General features: G+C 45.5%; 12 protein-coding genes. All 12 read left to right on the top strand.

Annotated elements, in window-relative coordinates; all coding sequences use genetic code 11:
• The first annotated feature begins 43 nt into the window (after positions 1–43).
• The 12 genes from AB4Z29_RS16850 (at position 44) to AB4Z29_RS16795 (ending at position 19,718) form a co-directional block, all read left to right on the top strand.
• Positions 44–478, top strand: a complete 435-nt coding sequence (locus AB4Z29_RS16850) for a cupin domain-containing protein (protein ID WP_441944202.1) — start codon at positions 44–46, stop codon at positions 476–478.
• A 15-nt stretch (positions 479–493) separates the two neighbouring features.
• Positions 494–2,101, top strand: coding sequence for a PucR family transcriptional regulator (locus AB4Z29_RS16845; RefSeq protein ID WP_441944201.1), 1,608 nt, complete (start codon positions 494–496; stop codon positions 2,099–2,101).
• Positions 2,102–2,130: 29 nt separating this feature from the next.
• Positions 2,131–3,879 carry an allophanate hydrolase gene (gene atzF / locus AB4Z29_RS16840; protein ID WP_441944200.1) on the top strand — a complete coding sequence of 583 codons (1,749 nt, stop codon included), beginning with the start codon at positions 2,131–2,133 and terminating at the stop codon, positions 3,877–3,879.
• 300 nt (positions 3,880–4,179) lie between these two features.
• On the top strand, positions 4,180–5,409 hold the full coding sequence (spoIIP, locus tag AB4Z29_RS16835; RefSeq protein ID WP_441944199.1) for a stage II sporulation protein P: 1,230 nt from the start codon (positions 4,180–4,182) through the stop codon (positions 5,407–5,409).
• A 244-nt stretch (positions 5,410–5,653) separates the two neighbouring features.
• Positions 5,654–6,376 carry a copper amine oxidase N-terminal domain-containing protein gene (locus AB4Z29_RS16830; RefSeq protein ID WP_441944198.1) on the top strand — a complete coding sequence of 241 codons (723 nt, stop codon included), beginning with the start codon at positions 5,654–5,656 and terminating at the stop codon, positions 6,374–6,376.
• Positions 6,377–6,777: 401 nt separating this feature from the next.
• Positions 6,778–10,536, top strand: a complete 3,759-nt coding sequence (locus AB4Z29_RS16825; protein ID WP_441944197.1) for an S-layer homology domain-containing protein — start codon at positions 6,778–6,780, stop codon at positions 10,534–10,536.
• A gap of 548 nt (positions 10,537–11,084) precedes the next feature.
• The gene (locus tag AB4Z29_RS16820; RefSeq protein ID WP_441944196.1) at positions 11,085–12,065 is read left to right on the top strand and encodes a hypothetical protein; all 981 of its coding nucleotides are present in this window, start codon (positions 11,085–11,087) and stop codon (positions 12,063–12,065) included.
• A gap of 589 nt (positions 12,066–12,654) precedes the next feature.
• Positions 12,655–14,259: a response regulator transcription factor gene (locus AB4Z29_RS16815; protein WP_441944195.1), complete on the top strand. Its 1,605-nt coding sequence runs from the start codon at positions 12,655–12,657 to the stop codon at positions 14,257–14,259.
• The gene (locus AB4Z29_RS16810; RefSeq protein WP_441944194.1) at positions 14,256–16,043 is read left to right on the top strand and encodes a cache domain-containing sensor histidine kinase; all 1,788 of its coding nucleotides are present in this window, start codon (positions 14,256–14,258) and stop codon (positions 16,041–16,043) included. The genes AB4Z29_RS16815 and AB4Z29_RS16810 overlap by 4 nt, the downstream gene beginning before the upstream one ends.
• 206 nt (positions 16,044–16,249) lie before the next feature.
• Positions 16,250–17,116: an ABC transporter permease gene (locus tag AB4Z29_RS16805; protein ID WP_441944347.1), complete on the top strand. Its 867-nt coding sequence runs from the start codon at positions 16,250–16,252 to the stop codon at positions 17,114–17,116.
• 33 nt (positions 17,117–17,149) lie between these two features.
• On the top strand, positions 17,150–18,034 hold the full coding sequence (locus AB4Z29_RS16800; RefSeq protein WP_441944193.1) for a carbohydrate ABC transporter permease: 885 nt from the start codon (positions 17,150–17,152) through the stop codon (positions 18,032–18,034).
• An 88-nt stretch (positions 18,035–18,122) separates the two neighbouring features.
• Positions 18,123–19,718, top strand: a complete 1,596-nt coding sequence (locus AB4Z29_RS16795; RefSeq protein WP_441944192.1) for an ABC transporter substrate-binding protein — start codon at positions 18,123–18,125, stop codon at positions 19,716–19,718.
• The last annotated feature ends 264 nt before the right edge of the window (positions 19,719–19,982 follow it).

The raw sequence follows: 19,982 nt of genomic DNA, 5'->3' as shown, positions 1-19,982 counted from the left end.
CGCAAGTAACCAATCACATCGCGAATATTGGAGGAATATCATTATGATCACAGCAAAGAAAACAGAGGTAGTCATTGGAGAGCAAATGCAATGGGGGCTTATGCCGGACCATATTGAGCTATATCACCGCGAGATTGTATCAGCGGCGCAGGCCGATCAAATGGGGTTCCGCACGAGCTCCGTTCTATGGGAGAAAATTGGCGTTGGCGGACAGGTGCTGCCGCATTTTCATGACGTAGCGGAAATTATTTATATTACGGTAGGCAAAGTAAAGCTGCTGTGCAATGGAGAATGGCAAAGCTACAAGGCTGGCGACACGTTCCATGTGCCGGCAGGCGTTGTACACTCCGTAGCGAATGACGATGATCAGCCCACGGAGCAGATCAGCATTTTTTTACCGGTAGGAGAAGATACCCCGGTCAACTCGTTTTTTAATACGACGCTTGTGGAAGATGTATATTCCACGCAGCTGAAATAACAGGCGGAATATACGATGGCAGATAACAAGAAGGCAGGCTTCACGTGCAGCGACGTATTGCTGATCCCCGACTTTAAGGAAGCTGTCGTCTTGGCAGGCGCTAATGGCATGCAGCGAATCATTAACCGCGTGAACGTGATGGAAGTGCCGGATGTTATCGATTGGGTGCGGCCCGGGGAGTTCCTCATAACGAGCGGCTTTCCGTTCCGCGACCAGCCGGATGCCATTTCGGATATGATTCCGCAGTTAGTGGAGAAGGGTGTATCAGCCCTTGGAATTAAGACCAAACGATTTATCGATAAAATTCCAGCCCGTGCATTGGAACTGGCGGATCAACTTGACTTCCCGATCCTCGAGCTGCCATCGTCGACCGTATTCTCGGATGTTGTACGGGATATTATGGAGCGCGTACTGGTTCAGGAGGCAAGGGAATTGTCGCTGCTGCAAAGCCGCTTCCAGAAGCTTTCGCAGCAGCTATTGTACGGAAAAGGGCTGGAAGAATTTTTGCAAACGCTGGATGGCATATTGAACAACCCGATTATTTTGCTCGATGATTCCAATCATTTGTTTCTTTCACCTCAGGCGGAGCAGCTTGAAGAGGCTGACAATGCGAGGCTCTGGGCCAGCTTGCGCGAGGAAAGCAATCTTGGCGTCAGCTTCGTTACGCTTGGCGAGCGCCGCATCCGCGTCTACGTATCGGCTGTCAATGACAAGCAGTATGAGAAATGTCTGCTTATTCTGCTGGAATGGAATCAGGAGCACTCCGTAGTCGATCGGCTGACGATCGACCGCGTTGGCGTTCTGGTAGGATTAGAGATGATCAATGCCAATGCCAGGCGGGAAGTCGAGCTGAAATACGTGGATCAATTTTTGCAGGACTGGATTACGGGCAGGATCGTGACCATGGAGGATTTGAAGCTGAGAGCGGAGGCGTGTGGCTGCCCTCTGGAAGAGGATCGGCCGCGTTATGTTGCGCTGGTGCGCTTTCTGAATGCCAAACCAAGCATCAAGCATATGCAGCAGGCGATTAAACGGCTTAGGACCAAATCCATATGCGAAGACCTTCAAGCAACGATACTCGAGGGCGAGTTGATCATTCTATTTCCAGAGGCGAAGCAGGGGATGCGGAATTTGGCGATTGAGGCGATTTCGGCGGATCTGAAGGCGGTCTTCCCTTCAGAGAGCTATTCGCTTTGTATCGGGAATCGGACCAAAAGCGCTGACAGAGTGTATGAAAGCTATAACGATGCCAAAAAAATTTATCATATCAGCTCGATATGTGATTACCGTGAGCCTTATGTGGACTATATGAAGCTTGGTGTATTTCAATTGCTATATCATCTTCCGGATACGGAGGAGGTCAAAGACTACCGTAATCAATTCATCATGCCGCTGCTTGCCTATGATGCGAAGCATAACTCGCAGTTGTTTGAGACGCTGAAGGTTTATTTCAAGCATAATCGGAATGTGAAAAAGACGTCGGCGGAGCTGTTTACCCATTACAATACGGTATCCTACCGGGTGGAGCGGGTATGCGAATTGCTTGGCATTAGCTTGGATAATGGCGATGACATTTTGCAGCTGCATTTGGCTGTTAAACTGAACGAGATGAGACCGGCATAGTGTAAAACGGGATTGAAGGAGGGAACCGGATGAGCAGGCTGAATATACCGCGTGAGCTTACTATAGATTGGCTGCGCGTGCATTATGCGAGCGGGAATCTTACACCGGAGCAAGTAATAGAAGAAGTTATCCGTCGTGCCCGTGAGGACGAAGGGATGAATATTTGGATTGCGCCGCCTGAGAGGGCGACGATTCAACCATACTTGGAGAGGCTGGGGACGATGGACCGCTCCTTGCCTCTGTGGGGCGTGCCATTCGCAATTAAGGACAACATTGATTTGGCCGGCATGCCTACGACGGCAGGCTGCTCCGAATTTGCCTATTTGCCTGAGAGGCATGCGGCAGTCGTGGAACGATTGATAGCTGCAGGAGCGATTCCTGTCGGCAAAACAAATCTGGATCAATTTGCTACTGGGCTTGTTGGCACTAGAAGCCCTTATGGCGAGACGCATAACGCGCTGCAAGGCGATTGGATTAGCGGAGGCTCCAGTTCAGGCTCTGCCGTTGCGGTTGCGCGTGGGCATGCCGCGTTTGCACTGGGCACCGATACCGCGGGATCGGGAAGAGTACCGGCGGCGTTAAACCGTTTGGTCGGCTATAAGCCAAGTCTTGGAGCATGGCCGACTAAAGGTATCGTTCCGGCCTGTGCGAGCCTGGATTGTGTCACTGTATTTGCCCATACGTTGCAGGATGCGAAAGCCGTCGATCAGCAAGCTCGCGGGTTCGACCAAACAGATCCTTGGTCGAAGAGCGTCCCGCGCTGGCAGGCAAAGCTACCGGATAAGCTTTTCCTGCCGAGCAAGCCGCTGGATTTCTATGGTCCGCTAGCTGAGGCTTATCGCAAGGCATGGGACGATGCAGTGGAGAAAATTAGAACGCTGCCTATAGCCATTGAATATATCGATTATGAGTTGTTCGCGCAGGCTGCTGCTATTCTGTACGAGGGTCCTTGGGTTGCTGAACGATGGGCTAGCATTGGCGGATTTGTAGAATCGCGGCCGGGTATTACTTTTCCCGTAACGGAGCAGGTGCTGCGCTCGGGGGCACCCGGAGCGCATGACGCGGCCTCCGTGTTTAAGGCGATGCATCAGCTGCAGGAGCTGCGTATGAGAAGCAATGAGCTTCTGCAGGGCGCTGTTCTTGTTATGCCGACTTGCGGAGGAACTTGGACGAGATCGCAGGTCGCAGCCGAACCTATTGCAGCTAATTCGGCTATGGGCCGTTACACGAACCATTGCAATCTGCTCGATTTATGTGCGGTTGCTGTACCGGCAGGCGATGCCGCGCCGGAAATGCCTTTTGGCATTACATTATTTGCGCTCTCCGCCAATGAGCATTTGATTGAAGCAGCTGCGGCTTCGTTTCTAGGGGCGCAATTATCGCTGCCTGCGGCAGAGATGGCTGAGAATATGTCAGTCGCCGTCTGCGGCTTGCATATGAGAGGTTATCCGCTGGAGAAACAGCTGCTGTCGTTTGGCAGCCGTTTCGTGCGAGAAGCGCATACAGCGGCCAAGTATCAACTGGTGAAACTCCCAACAGTGCCGGCTAAGCCGGGGCTGCTGAAGAAAAGCGATGGCGGACATGCCATCGAGGTTGAAGTGTGGGAAATGCCTGTTACATCCTTCGGGGCGTTTGCGTCTTTAATTCCTGCGCCGCTCGGGATCGGCAAGGTCGAGCTGGCGGATGGGACAGAGGTATCCGGCTTTATATGCGAGGGCTACGCGGAAGCGGGAGCTGAGGACATTTCCGCTTTTGGCGGGTGGAGACATTTGAAGTAGCAACAAGCATTCCTTATCAGAGATATCAGAGCGGTCCAATACCGTAAAAGGCAAATAAGAACCTATAACACCATGGAAAATGGTGCTGTAGGTTCTTTTTAAGCTGATATTTCATACTAGGCGGTTACTGTATTTACAAAAATGACTCTGGGACATTATCTTCCGTTATTAATCTGGCAGGAAGAACCATAGTGTGAGGCTTTACGCTCATTTTCGCAGGGCCATGCTTGAATAAGCAGGATTTTCCTCCGCTATTGTCGAAATTCGTAGAACAGAATTTTGGAATGGAGGAAAGCTAGCTTGAGACTTCGAAATCAATTATTGGGCGGAACCGCCATTATTGCTTTATTGTTTGGGGGACCCGACGCTGCCAATGCGTCCATTCAGGGCCTATCTGGAGGGAAAACGTCCAGCGCCAGTCCGCAACTACTCGCACAAGCTAAAGTTGTATCCAATAAAGCAACAGTAGCTAAAATAACGGACATAACTAATTTGCGAAAAGGGCCAGGCACTAACTACGAGATAGTAGCGAGGGCAGTTGCTGGTGATTCGTACCCGATTGTTGGATCGGAAGGGGATTGGTATCAGATCAAGCTTTCAAGCGGCAATAAGGCTTACGTTGCGAATTGGGTCGTGGATACGGATACCTCTACAAACAGCGGGAATTCTTCGAATACGGGGCAAAAGCCCGATAAGGAAGCGATCGTGAAAATAGTGGATACGACCAATTTACGTAAAGGACCCGGGCTTGATTATGAGGTTGTAACGAAGGCAAGAGCAGGCGAATCGTTCCCGATCATTAAGCTAACTGGGGACTGGTATCAAGTTTCATTGCCAAGCGGAGGCAGTGCATACGTTGCGAAATGGGTCGTTAACACAGGTGAAGTCAGTCAAAAGGATAACAAAGTATACATCTATCATACCCATAATCGTGAATCGTGGAAAAATGTATCAACCAGCACAAAAGGCACCTCTTATGATGATCCCAAAGTTAACATTACGCTCGTAGGCAAACAACTCGCGCAAAGCTTGGAGAAAAAAGGAATCGCTTCTCTGTTGGAAGAGACTGATTTTGCTGCCAAGCTGAATGAGCAGAAATTAAGCTATACGAAGGCTTATGCTGAATCACGCAAAGCAGTAGATCACGCGATTCAGTCCCATGCTTCCTTGACTTATTTCTTCGATATCCATCGTGACGCAGACGTGCCGCGCAGTAAAACGACGGTTACGATTAATGGCAAATCGTACGCACGCATCATGTTCGTTATTGGTGACGTGAATCCTACGTATAAAGAGAACAAGAAATTCGCAGATGCCTTGCATGCACTGCTGAACAAGAGATACCCCGGCATTTCGCGAGGCGTTCTGACCAAGAGCGCGCATCAAGGGAATGCCGAGTACAACCAATCTGTTTCCAACGGAAGCCTGCTGCTGGAATTCGGAGGCGTAAACAATACCCTGCAAGAAAACTTGCAGACGGCGGATGCTTTCGCAGATGTGTTCGCGGAATATTACAAATCGATCAAGTAAAAGTGAAGTTCATATGGATTAATGTAAAGGAAAAATAGAAAAAGTGAGGGAAGGTTTCCCTTGCTTTTTTTGTGTGCGCGAACAGCATTCGCAACATTTCATTAAGATTAGCGTCCTAATGTTTGAAAGGCTTTGGCTCGAATGTCCGAAAGAAAGGAAGACGATGATGAAAAGAAATATCACTTTGGTCTGCATGCTAATGGTATGTCTGACATGGATACTTCCAATGTCAGAAGCAAATGCAATGTCTTATCATTCTATCCGTATACCACATGATAAATTGACCAATGGACGGCTGCTTGTGCCTATTCGATTAATATCTGAATACATGGGCGGAAGTGTACAGTGGAATAAAAGGAATAACACGGTCATCATTAGCAAGAATACGAAGCAGATTGTACTGCAAATAAATTCAAAGTCAACTCAAGTAAACGGGGAGCCGATAGAGATGGATGTGCCAGCTAGCGTTAATCAAGGCGTTACGTATGTGCCCATCCGTTTTGTAGGCGAGTCGTTAGGGTTAACAATCGAATGGCTGCCGCACGACCGTTTGGCATTGTTGACTGATCATGAGCAGCAGAAGAGAATCGACATCATCGTGGAGCCTCCGCTTTCTTTGGAGAACGCTGTCGCGTTAATGAACAAGGCAGCGATGGCATATGACCTGTCAACGATTAAACAAAAGCAACAGTATTTAAGACCATATTTTACAGAAGGCATGATGCGAGAAGTTTTATTTACGGGTGGCTTAAAGCAATTTCCAGACAATCCTAAAATTCCTTTCCTTTCATTTGCTAGCGACAAAAAGCCAAGCTATCATTATGGAAATGAGAATATGATGTTTATTTCAAGAACCGTTAAGGTGGAGCAAGAAGGCGCATATGCTTACGAAAATGGAACGCTTGTTAAAACAGTAAACGGTTGGAAAATTGCAGTGGCAAGATATACGCTGGATTACCCGCATTAATCATTGGAGATGAAAAGGATAGAAATCTATTCGCGATAGAACCCGATCCATTATGATCGGGTTTTTATCTATTTCAGAGTAATCATTCCTAGCCGATTGTAAATGACGACATTAATGACTGACACGCTGAATATTTCATTGTACAGCTGTTGAAAATGCGATCGGAGTTGATGACGGGCTCATAGCTCTTGCTAAGTTACCATTGTAGACGTCTACGATTACTTTAAATTAAAAGATTTGCTTTGTAGTTAGCTTACTTTGAGTGAAATAACGTGCATTAAAGATTATCAACGTATTTAGAATAAAATATAATTTCTTAATAGTAAATAAGATTTAATTTTACAATGCATTGTTAGAATACTCCTTGAATAATAATTTTACTAACGGGAGAAGGAAGAAGAATGAAAGCAAGAATTTTACGTAAGATACTGGTAATCGCATCAATAATATCGTTACTAGGAGGAGGTTTACATACCGGTTTTGGTCAGAGCAATCATGTCTATGCTGTAGATGAGGCTACTCCACCCGTCATCGTTGAAGATTTTGAAGATGGAATCTCAGATGTGAAATTTAACCCTAAACGTATGTACGAGGCTACGCTGCATTTGGAAGATAACCAGAAGCGTGTAAGAAATGGACAATATTCGGCTAGAATTGATTACGATATGATTGGCATAGTAGATAACCCCTCTCAAATTGAAGTAGGGTATAAAACGGGGAATATTCCATTAACAGGCTACCCAACTAAAGTGGGCATGTGGGTTTATGGAAACAATGAAGGGCATTTGCTAACGACAAAGTTCAGAGATGCAGGTGGATCATCGTTCCAAGCAGAATTCTATGATGCTAATCAATTGGGTGTGGACTGGTCTGGTTGGAAATATATCGAGGCGAATGTCCCGCAAGGTAAATCAGGTCCGATCGTCCTTGAATTGTTTTTCCAACTGAAACAATCGAATATGAGTAAAAAAAATAAAGGTTCAATTTGGGTGGATGATATTACCTTTATCTATAATGCGGTTGATGAAGATAAAGAGGTTCCCATCATTAAGCCAATAGCCCCTGCCCCGAATGAAGTATTAAGCGCTCCGCTTGATGAATTAAAAGTTGAGCTGGACGATAATGGATCGGGTTTGGATTTGGACACATTATCTGTTTTATTGGATGGAACGAATATTTCGGATAACGTGCACTACTCTGAAGATACAAAGGTATTAACCTATCCCGGAGAATATGTGGATGGCGGTTATCATGAACTTGTTATTGAAGTGAAGGATAAAGCTGGCAACCCTGCAGGGAAAACATTTACATTCACTGTGAATGCAGGAGAACGTTTGTTTATGACTGCTGACAAAGAGGCTGTTAGTAATGAAATTTACGCTGTTCAAGTAGGTATTAAGGATTACTTGAATGCAGAACAGGCTGAGTTTGCATTAAATTATGATGCGAGTACTCTTCAAGTTGAAAGCATTACTAAGGCGACTGGAGTTGTTCTAGCCTCAGATGTTGATAATGAGCACGGTATTGTTCAGGTATCCCTTCATAACATAGTAGCAGCAGCCCATGAAGTCGTTACAGTTAACTTCAGAGTGAGCCCTCATGCTGCATTAGTGCGCGGTGAAAATTACAAATCCATCACAATGAGCAATACAAAGCTTACAGCTGGCGATGTTCAGACGAGCTCACCTATAGCCGCTCCTATTCATTATACAATTGCATTTCCGTATCAGCTGGAAATGACCGGAGTTGGTTTAGGCACGCCCTCTACATTTACAGTATTAGACCGTGATGGCAAACAGTATGAAGGTGCGGATCTTGTTTTCATTGGTTTATTAAAGCAAAGCTCGGTAGTTACGGTTAACACCGTAACGTCTAATGTATACGAGGATGACGATACTTCTTCTGATGTATTAATCGTTGCAAATGCTGGTGAACGTTATTATGCTTCAGCAGAAGCAGAAGATGGTCTATTCGAGATTATTCTCGCAGATGGTCAAACTACAGGCTATATATCTGAATCTGATGTTAGCAGTCAGCTATTAAACGGTAGCCTTGGTAAAACAAATGCAAAAGGACAATTAACGACAGACCTAACAACATTGGCACTTGGAACCTATCAGGTACAAGCTGTCAACGGCGATCAGAACAGTAAGGTTGTCAATTATGAAGTCGTTGAGCAGTATGGTACAGACCGTCCTCAATATGTTCAAACCTATGTGGCAGAAGATATGTCAACGCAGTTGAGTGCTGCTTGGCAAACCAAGCCAGACCAAACCCTTACTTTCCTTCAATATATTGAAGCTAGTGAATGGGGTACAGGCGAAGACCCAGATATCGATCATGTAAAGCAGCATCAAGCTGAGAGTGAACTTCAAGTGCTTAGTATGAAGGAAAATGGAACGAAGGGTGAAATCCGGTTTCATAATGCTTTAATAGAAGGCTTGAAAGCAAATACCACATACAAATATCGTGTAGGCTATGAGAGCAATTGGTCGGAGTGGTATGAATATTCTACTATTGATCAGAATAAATCAACGCCTACCTCATTCTTGTACATTACAGATTCTCATACGAATGAATCACATGGAATACAAATTTATCAAGAACTAATGACTAACGCATTGAAACAATATCCATCGACAGAGTTCATTATGCATGGTGGAGATATGGTTGACGTAGGCGGCGCGTTTGAAGAATGGCAAAAGTTCTGGCAAGCCTCTTCAGTCTATGCCACACAAATTCCAACAGCTCTAACATTGGGCAATCATGATGTGAAGAGTGAAGGAAAAGAAGTATTCACCAAAGGCGCGAATTTCCCAACGAACGGGCCAGAATCCCAACTGCAATACGCTTACTCATATGAGGTTGATGATACTCATTTTGTCGTATTGAACTCTGAAGGCACAGAGGAACAAATGATTGAGCAAGCCGCATGGTTGGAAGATGATTTGGATCGGAATGATAAAAAATGGACGATCGCTATGTTCCACCGTCCTGCTTATCATACAGAAAACGGTCGTGAATCCCTTGTTGAATATACACAAACGTATTTTGCACCGATATTAGAAGAAAAGAAAGTTGATTTAGTTCTAGTTGGCCATGATCATGTGTATGCACGTACCTATCCGATGCAGGATGGAAAGCCAAATAAAGCTACAAATGAAGGTACAGTATATCTTGATGGCGGTGCTGCAGGCTGGAAATTTTATGATGGTACGCAATATAATTATTTGAATTATATTTTTGATGAAGACGTGCCTGTATATTCCGCTATTGAAATTACTGAAGATGGGATTCATGTGGAAGCACGCACGAGTGCGGGGAATAAAATCGATGAATTTACTGTCGTGAAAACAACAGGAAATGAGACAACACCAACGCCGACAACACCAACGCCGACACCAACGCCAACAACGCCGATAGCGACACCGGCGACAACACCAACGCCGACAACGCCGACAACAACGCCGACAACGCCGACAACAACGCCGACAACGCCGACAACAACGCCGACAACGCCGACAGCGACACCGGCGCCGGCAACAACACCGACGCTTTCGAAGCCTGTTTTCAACGACAAGGTAGATGTGGACGTAGTTAAGGCAATTGTGGAAAAAGAAAAATCTGCTCCTGCCATAAGCTTTAAGGATGTTCCAGCGTCTTCATGGAGTGCTTCAGTAGTGGAACGCGCTGCTAAGATGGGGATTGTAAAGGGTTATAGTGATGGCTCTTACCATCCCAATGAACAGGTAACTCGCGCTGAGTTCGCTACAATGCTTGCAAAAGCGTTTGGTCTAAAGGGTTCAAGCAGTTCCACTTTCTCTGATGCAAATGAGCATTGGGCCTCGGAATCGATTGCAGCATTACAGGCTAATGGGATAATCACAGGTTATAGTGATGGTACTTTCCATCCTAATCAAGATATTTCCCGTGCTGAGATCGTTGCTATGCTTGCTCGGCTGACGAACTATGTTCCTAGCACATCCAACCTCTTCTCGGATGTAGTTACGAGCTGGGCTTCTGAACAAATCAACGCTTTCGCAAATGCAGGTATCGTAAGTGGCAAAGGCAACGGATCGTTCAAACCAAATGAATCTGCTTCCCGTGCTGAGTCAGTTGCGATGATTATTCGCTTGATGGATAAATTGCTTGAGCAATAATTGGGTTTAAAAAAGAAGTATAATAGGCGAGCAGTCAACTATAGCCCGAAAGTTAGACATTGAAAAGAAGAAGTTTATAGCTGATTTCGTAAATATTAAAAGAGGGTATCCCTGAAGCATATGGCTTTAAGGATACCCTTTTAATTAACTATTCCATCAGAACCCCGTTAACGAACGACATTGTTATCTTTAAATTCAATAATAAAGGTATTTGGCGCTCCGCTTCATCATTCAAGTGAGTGACTATGATAACCTCATTTCCTACAGGAAAACTAACATAGCGTTAAACCAATACGCCTCCTACAACAAAAACCGGATCCTAGGAACCGATTTTTGTTGTAGGACAATATGGAGCATTCTCGAATAACAAAATGACAAGACGGCGAGGCGCATTCTCGAACGTTTTTTTGTGCAACAGCATAATGGTGGAACAGTGAAATCCCTACTTGTTTCTCACACTTGCATTATTGTATGACCGGTTCCAATCCTTTCGTTTTCAGGTATAATTTGAAATATACGTATCATGCTTTGGAACAGGAGAAATATAGATGAGCCATTCAGCTAGCCAACAGGTGGAGCGTCAAGTGAATACGCAAGCGATTAACGCGAAAGCGACGGAAGCCGTAAAACCCTCCGAACTACAAGGATACGAAACAAGCGTCTCACCTTCGATGCAGCAGATGATGATGCTTCAGCGAAAAGTTGGAAACCAGGCCGTTATGCAAATGGTCCGGCAACAAAATTCCAAACATCCGGCTCAAAGTCTAGTCATTCAACGAGCTTTAAAAGATGCAGACAAAGTCGTATGGAATAATGATAAGCTTTCCAAGCTGTGGGTGAAAATGAAGGATCGAAGTGAAGGAAAGGACGGCATCCCGGGCTACGCAGATGTAAAAGCAGGCTTAGCTGGTTATATCGGTCAATCCCATACGGAAAGGGAGCTTGCGGAGATTATTATCAATACCGCTCCATTCAAGGCGATGTTTCAGGCGCCGCGGCAGCACCAAGAGGATGATGTATTTGTAAATCCCGGAGGCTCTATCGATGATTCAATTAAAGCCATTCTAAGAGCAACGATCTTCTATCATGTTACTTATACCAAGCATGTTGATGCGATTTATACAGGCGGTATTAAAGCGAGCAAAGGCGGAAAAGGCGAAGGCATCAGTACGCATGGCAGAGAGGATGCCGACGCTAATGCAACCTACAATAAGTGGAGCAGGGGCCATACTTTTATTTCGAAGAGTAAATCTGAGGCAGATGGATATTATGCAAAAATGAATACGGCGGAGAATCCGGCTAAAATCATACACGTCTTCTCAATGCCCCATTTTATAAAGAGTGAAATGAAAGTAGATATCGACAGTAAAGCGGGATTGAAATACGAAGGCGATTTGAACATGATCGGGGATGGCTCCAAGCTGAACGCCCATGCTATGCGCGTCATCCGGCAAGGATTAACACTAATGAAAGTGGAAGCGTCAGATGCAGAAATCTTGGGGGTTTATACGGCTGTTTATGGCGGTTAATTGATCAAGGATGCTCTCGGCTAAAGGTCTGATGAGCAGCATTGCATGCAGAACGATTTTTTGTGCTTCGAGAGCTTTGTTTATTTAAAACCCGATATACTTGCCGAAAAAAACAGTAGCCCAAGGTCAAAATAACCTTGGGCTGCTGTTTTTTTTTGAACATGTTCTGATCCAGATCGTTGAACGAGTTATTGGCATAAACCCTTGCCAGATATCATCTGCACTATTCCGAAACTCTTTTGGAAGTCCATTATAGGCGGTATTGCCCTTTATAGCAAAGAAATCAGCCTAAGATATTGAAGACAATCGTAATTTGCTTCCTTTTCATGGCATCTTGAGCTCACTATAGGGACTGGAAAATCATATGAAGTTAGAGAGCGCATGAGTTCGCCTCTTTGAAACACTATCGGATCGCTGTATTCGACCTTTCCATACATGTCAATAAGAGTATAGTCCATGTCGAGCAGGGGATTGTCCATTGTTCCTAGATGCATGCCCCTGTAATCTTGAGATATAAAGCGTATGTCAGCCTATTTAACCGAGTAGTGGAAAGCTTATGAATCATCTAGTGAAAAGGGGGGAACCGCGAATGGGCTTAAAACTTCTCATCATTGATGATGAGGCTCGGACGAGAGAATTTTTACATCAACGGATAGCATGGGACTCATTAGGAATTACGGAGGTCGAATCGGTCAAAAACGGGATTTTGGCATTGGATTTGGCGACTGGTTGGTTACCGGATATCATTCTATGCGACATCCGTATGCCTAAGATGGATGGCATCGAATTCGCCAAACGTCTCCGTATGTTGGATTCAGATGCCAAGCTGATCTTTCTTAGCGGATTCTCGGACAAAGAATATTTATTGTCAGCCATTCAATTGCAGGCTTTTCAATTCATTGAGAAACCGATTAACCCGGAGCGCATCAAGGAGGTAGTTGGAGAGGCAGTCCGTGCTCGCCAAGCAGATGTAGACAAGAAAAAGGAAGGTCTGCGGCTTCAAGCAAGCTTTGACGAACATTTGCCCATCTTGCGGCGGGAAATGGTTCGGAAGCTTGTATCGGAGCCGAATTCCCCGCATGTGCTTCCCGCATTGCTTGATCGCGATACGTTCCTTATCCCTTCGGAAGGCAGCTTTACGATAGTGGTAGCTCCCTTGTTCTGGCGATACTCGGATATTCCGAAGGAAGTGCGGATCGTGCAAGAAGAAATTTTAAGCGCCTTATCTAAAAGTGATGAAATGCTTGAATGGAGCTCCATCGCCGGGTTTGATACGCAAAACTGGCTCGTGATCATTATGCCGGGAACGTTTGGATCCGCTTACATGACGGGCAGATCGAGGTTGGAGCAGCTAAAAGGTGTGCTTAGGCGCATTTTAGGAGCCGAAATCCAGTTTCATATGGGTGTCGGCCAAACGGCCATGCAATTGTTGGACATTCCAACCGCTTACCATTCTGCCGTCAATGCGGGTAATTTGCAATTTTATAAGGAATATGGCGAAATTGCTTTTCCTTCTGAAAAGCGGATGAATGAGCCATTGGAGACGGATTGGGAGGAACTGAGTCGGTTTCGTGAGACGATTCGCAGGGGAGACATCGAGCAGGCTGATCGGATTATACAAGGGCTGACCCGCAGGGCTGGTCAGCGCAAGGATTTGGACATTATGCGAGTAAAGGACGTTTATTTTCAATACCTCCTTATTTTACTTGAAATTTCGCTTCAGCAAGGCTTGACCGATACGGATGAAGGCGGAGAGAATCGTTATATTTGGAAAGAAATAGACGTTATTCCGGATTTGCAGCGGCTGCATCGATACGTTCAATCCTTCTTTGCGTTGTTTGACAGGGAAGAAGGCAAGGTTGGTGGCGGTAAAATGCGGGAGATTATCCGATTTATCCATTCCCACTTTCATGAGAAAGGCTTTGGCATCCAGATTATTGCCGAGCATGTCAGCTTGAGTGAAACGTACCTTTGCTCCTTTTTCAAAAAGCAAAGCGGGCAGACGATTAAAGAATATATGACGGGCGTTCGCTTGGAGAAGGCGAAGGATTTGCTTGCGAATGGAAATCTCAAGCTTTATGCGATTGCACAGGAGGTAGGGATTGCCGATTCTAATTATTTTACGACCTTCTTTAAGAAATACGTAGGCTGCACGCCAACTGAATATCGGGAAAGGCAGGGGAACATGCGATGAAACGCTTGATTCTTTTATGGTCAAACCTTGGCATTCATTACAAGTTGTTTGCGGCCGTTTTGTTCGCTGTTGCCTTGCCTTTTGCCGTGCTGCTGTACATTCACCTCAATATGAGTGCAAGCGATAGCAAGCAGCAAGCGAATCAGTCTGCACACAAGGTGATGGAGGAAACGAAATCCTATCTCGAATACAAGGCTGATTCCATTCATGAGGTGCTGAACTTTATCTCCTTTAATGACATCGTACAGCAAGAGGCATCTCGCACTAACGGATACGAAGACGTAAATGAATGGTTACTCCATGCGAATAGAATTGACAAAGCGTTACGCCAGTTTCCATATAATGAGGAAATCAAAATGATTAGGCTGTATTTGAAGGCTGGTCTCGCCGGCGAAGCCGGGAACAGAGACTATTTGTTGATCGATCATATAGCGGATAGAGGCTGGCTCAAACATTTCAAGGAATCAAGAGAATATTTTTATTGGCTCCCTTCTACCGAATTGGACCAAAACGCACCTAAAGGCGAGATATCCATTCTCCGTAAAATCCCCGAAGAGCATAGTATTATCCAGTTTTCAGGGCTGTCAGGCGCGGCAATTTCGGCTTCCTCTCTCCAGAGCGTCTTGGACCATGCGAAGCTCACGACCAACTCCTCGGCATTCCTCTTCAATAAACGCGGCGACTTGCTGAGCACCAGTACATCAGTCTCTTTGCCTGAGGCTGATGTATTGCATTTGGCTGACAGCATTCCAGAGAGCAATGGGCTTGAATCCCGCTGGCAGGAGCATGTTACCTACAAAGGAAGGGATTACTTGGTAGGCCAATCCTTTGTGCAGAATATGACGATGAAGCTGGTCATCATTATTCCCGAATCCGATATTATGGCTGCTGTCTATCAAACGCGCAACCAATTAATTTCTATTTTTTTGATCATTGTACCCTTTGTTTTGCCGCTGTCTTATTTTGTTGCGGGTTCGTCAACAAAGCGATTGCGTCAGCTAAGTAGGCATATGCGCAGGGTGAAGGATGGTGATTTCAGTCTCACCCAGCTAGTTGCGAATAAGGATGAGATTGGACAACTTATCTATACCTATAACGCAATGGTCGTCAATATTGGGAAACTGCTGGATGAGACCTATCAACTAGGACGTGAGGTGAAGAATAAAGAGCTTAAGGCGCTGCAAGCACAGATTAACCCTCATTTTCTTTATAATACACTCGATTTAATCAACATCATGGCGATCGAGACGGATGAGAAGGACACCTCGACCGTTGTCGAGGAGTTGGCGGTATTCTACAAGCTAAGTCTCTCCAATGGCCAAGAGAAAATATCGCTCTGCAACGAGCTGAAGCATGTAGAGGCTTACGTACGAATTCAAAATATGCGTTTTGGTGGAAGCATTGATCTCAGGCTTGAGATCGCCGAGGAAGCCATGGATATCGAAGTCCCGAAAATTATATTGCAGCCGCTCGTAGAGAACTCCATACTTCATGGCATCCGTGAGAAGGATAACGAGGAAGGCACGATTCATATCTCAGCGGTAGTCAGCGATGAAGGGCTTTTATTGCGTATTCAAGACGATGGGGTGGGCATGGACGCGAAGCAATTGGCCGGGGCGGTTACGGGGAGGAGCAGTAAGCGGACGGGCGGTTTTGGCGTGCGAAATATTCAGGAAAGAATTGTGCTGCTGTTCGGAGCGGAGTACGGGCTGGACTACGAGAGCACTCCTGGCGTCGGTACGCGGGTCACTATTAAATTGCCCTCGAAAGTGAAGAAAGACTGAGAACATAGGTTTTCAAAGAACATCGTAACTTTGTCTGGTAGGTTACCAATTCCGTTGCCGTTACAATAAAGTCATATCAGAATACGGATGGTGATGAAATGAAGCAAGAAACGGCCCTGAAGGCAGCGAACAAGCCAGGTAGGAATGTTAGGATCGGGAAGACATCGGTGTTCGGGGAGCTGCGCAGGCACTGGCCGCTATATACCATGTTTATTCCCATCGCGATTTATTTTTTGATTTTTGCTTACGCGCCTATGGTGGGCATCGTGATGGCATTCAAAGAATTTAATTATCGGGACGGCATTTTTGGCAGCCCATGGAATGGTTTTGAGAACTTTGAATATTTTTTCGTTTCGGGCAAGGCATGGATCGTAACTAGAAATACGATTTTGTACAATATCGCTTTTCTTGGAATGTATACCATTTTCTCAATAGTCACCGCTATTTTGCTCTCGGAAATTATAAAAAAGTGGTTCAAAAGAATTACGCAAACATTTCTATTCCTGCCCTATTTCATCTCGTGGGTTACGGTCTCGGCATTTGTGTACAATTTCCTTAATTACGAATTTGGCATTGTCAATGTGATTTTTAGACAGTTAGGCATGGACGCGATTGATATTTATTCAACAACCTGGTATTGGTTCATCCTGCTGCCTTTGTTGTACGTGTGGAAATGGGTGGGCTACGGAAGCATCCTTTATTTGGCAGCCATCGTCGGTATCGACCAGGAGGTTTATGAAGCTGCAACGATCGATGGTGCGAATCGATGGCAGAAAATCACGAAAATTACGCTGCCGCTACTGCAGCCAACGATGATTATTCTTGTCTTGCTTGGTTTGGGGCGAATCATGCGCGGCGAATTCGATATGTTCTATCAATTGATTGGGAATAACGGTTCCCTGATGGATGCGACTGACATTATCGATACGCTCGTATTCCGCTCTCTTGTGAATACGCAAGACTTCGGAATGGCTTCCTCCGTTGGCTTCTATCAATCGATTCTGACACTCATTATTATTCTGACGGCGAACTGGCTCGTCAGACGTTACGACAGAGATCAGGCACTGTTCTAATCATGCGATTCTAAGACAAGCAGGTGATACAGGTTGAATACTAACAAATTGAATTCATCGCCGGTGTTTTCCATTCTATCCTACAGCCTCATCGGCATCATTTCATTCATTACCTTTATTCCATTTATCGTGCTAATCTCAGGCTCTTTCTCCTCGGAGAGCTCCGTACTACAGTCAGGGTACTGGTTCTGGCCTCGCGAGATCTCGTTCGATGCGTATGCGTTTATATTCCGCTATCCGGCAGAGGTGCTGTCGGCTTACCGCGTATCGATCTTGATTACAGTTATCGGCACGCTCATAGGTTTGCTATTCTCGACGATGGCTGCCTACGTGCTATACCGCAAGGAAATAAAGTATCGCAACGCACTTTCGTTCTTCTTGTTTTTCACGACGCTGTTTAATGGTGGTCTTGCACCGTTCTATATTCTGGTCACCCGCTATTTGGAGTTGAAAAATACGCTCGGCGTCCTTATTCTTCTTCCGATGTTCAACGTTATGTTTATTCTCATTCTGCGTAGCTTTATCCGCGGCTCGATACCTGAACCACTCATTGAGTCTGCCAAAATTGACGGAGCTGGGGAGTATCGGATTTTCTTCCAGATGGTGCTGCCGCTATCCAAGCCAGCACTTGCTTCTATTGGCTTATTTACAGCCCTTGCTTACTGGAATGATTGGTGGACAGCCATGATGTTCGTCGATAAGGATCATCTGGTACCGCTGCAGTATATGCTCTACAAAATGCTGTCATCGGTCAACATGTCTTCCGCTATGGCTCAATATGCAGGAGCTCTGGACCAGCCGAAAGAAACATTCAAATTGGCAATGACGGTAATTGCTACGGGGCCGGTTCTGCTGGTGTTCCCATTTGTCCAGAAGTATTTCGTAAAGGGCGTTACGATCGGTGCTGTCAAAGGCTAACCGTACTACTCATGCGCAAAGTATCTTCAACGATATGAATCTGCTTGCCGGATTTATATAGCATTATCATTTATAAGGGGGATATAAAGTGAAAAAGAAAGTAAATGTGGCGATTATGACTTTGATGATGTCGATGCTCGTCCTGTCTGCCTGCTCCGGAGGCAGCAATGGCAACAAGCCTTCCGAAACTGGGAATGCCTCCGGTACGCCTTCGAATGCTGTAGACAACAGCGTCATTGACAACTCGAAGGAAGTTAAACTTAAAATGTATCTTCTCGGCGATGCGCCAAAAGGCATGCCGGATGTTATCGCAGAGATTAACAAAAAAATGAAGGAAGACATCAATGCAACGCTTGACCTGAACTATATCGGTTGGGGCGAAGTACAGTCCAAGTATCCGCTGGTATTGGCTTCGGGCGAAGACGTAGACATTATTTTCACGGCCGACTGGAATTTCTACGTGCAAGAAGCGATGAAAGGCGCGTTCCATGAATTAGACGCGGATATGTTAAACAAATATATGCCAAAGCATATGGCTAAGCTGGACCCGGCCGGTTTGAAGTCGGCCGAAATTAACGGCATTCCATACATGGTCCCAACATCCACACCTGACCGTAAAGCAAGCGTGGCTTTGATACGTCGCGATTTGCGCGAAAAATATAATATACCAGCAGTTGAAAAGTTTTCGGAACTGGGCCCATACCTTGAAGCGATCAAAAAGAACGAGAAGGATATGATACCGCTTAATCTGGACAGTCAGTTCGATTTGCCGAGTCCGTTTCTTTACTTAACGAATGAAAAAATTGCGTATACTCAGCCGCTTGATTCGGGCAATCCGATGGCGCAAGGCATCGGATACGATTTCGAGGATACTTCAGGCAAATTATTTACAACTGTGGAGGAACCTTTCCTGACAGCAGGCAAGTTTGCAGCCAACACGATGAAGGAATGGTATGACAAAGGTTACGTAAACAAAAACCCTTATGCCAACAAAACGCGTTCCAAGGACAACTTCTGTGAAGGTAAATCAGGTGTTGCATTCGGTAATACCCTAGACGTAGCTGCCGTAACCGAGAATTGCGCAGCAAAAGGTATCGAAGTAGATATTCTGACTACCGTATCTCCGCAAGGACATGTGCCTCAGAATACTTGGTTAAACAATGGTCTTGCTGTAGCCGCAAGCTCGGAAAATCCAGAGCGGGCATTGCAGGCAATGGATCTGCTTATGCAAGACCCTGCGTATGTGTACTTAACTTCGTTCGGAATCGAAGGCAAGAACTATGTGATTACAGCAGATGACAAAATCGGTTTGCCAGAAGGTGTAACATCTGAAAATAATACGTTCCCGGCTGATGCTAGTGGCTTCTGGTTCGTGAACAAGGACCTGCTGAAGCCGATGGCGAATTGGCCGCAATCTTATATCGATCATCGCAACTCCGTTGGCGACAAGATGATACCGCAGCTCTACGGGGGCTTTACTTTCAATAGCGAAAATGTGAAAGCGCAAATTGCCAACATTGCCAACGTATCGACGCAATATGGCAGCCCGATCTTTGTAGGCGCGGTGAAAAACGTAGACGATGCATACGTAGAACTCGCTAATAAGCTTAAAGCGGCTGGTATAGACAAGGTGAAAGCGGAGCTGGAAAAACAAACGCAGGAATACCTGAAGTCTGTACAATAATAAGCGTGAGACGAAGTAACGGAATACTGTGCAATGCCATAATGGTCCGCGGTATATCATGAGCGAGAATCGGTGCCGACTGCATTCGTTACGGACAGACAGCTTTGTTTGAGAAGGTACAAATAGAATATCTAGAGCGAAGAGCATTTCCTTGTAACGAGGAGTGCTTTTTTTTTGCAAACTCATTTTCAATGTAACAACAACAATATGTTCTTAAACGTCATTTTTTTATTGCAAAACGATAAATGATGTGTTAAAGTCAAC

The sequence above is a fragment of the Paenibacillus sp. 2TAB23 genome (genome assembly GCF_052115165.1).
Classification (GTDB): domain Bacteria; phylum Bacillota; class Bacilli; order Paenibacillales; family Paenibacillaceae; genus Pristimantibacillus.
The sequence above is the reverse complement of the archived record's forward strand: the minus strand, read 5'-3'. Positions and strand labels throughout refer to the sequence as shown.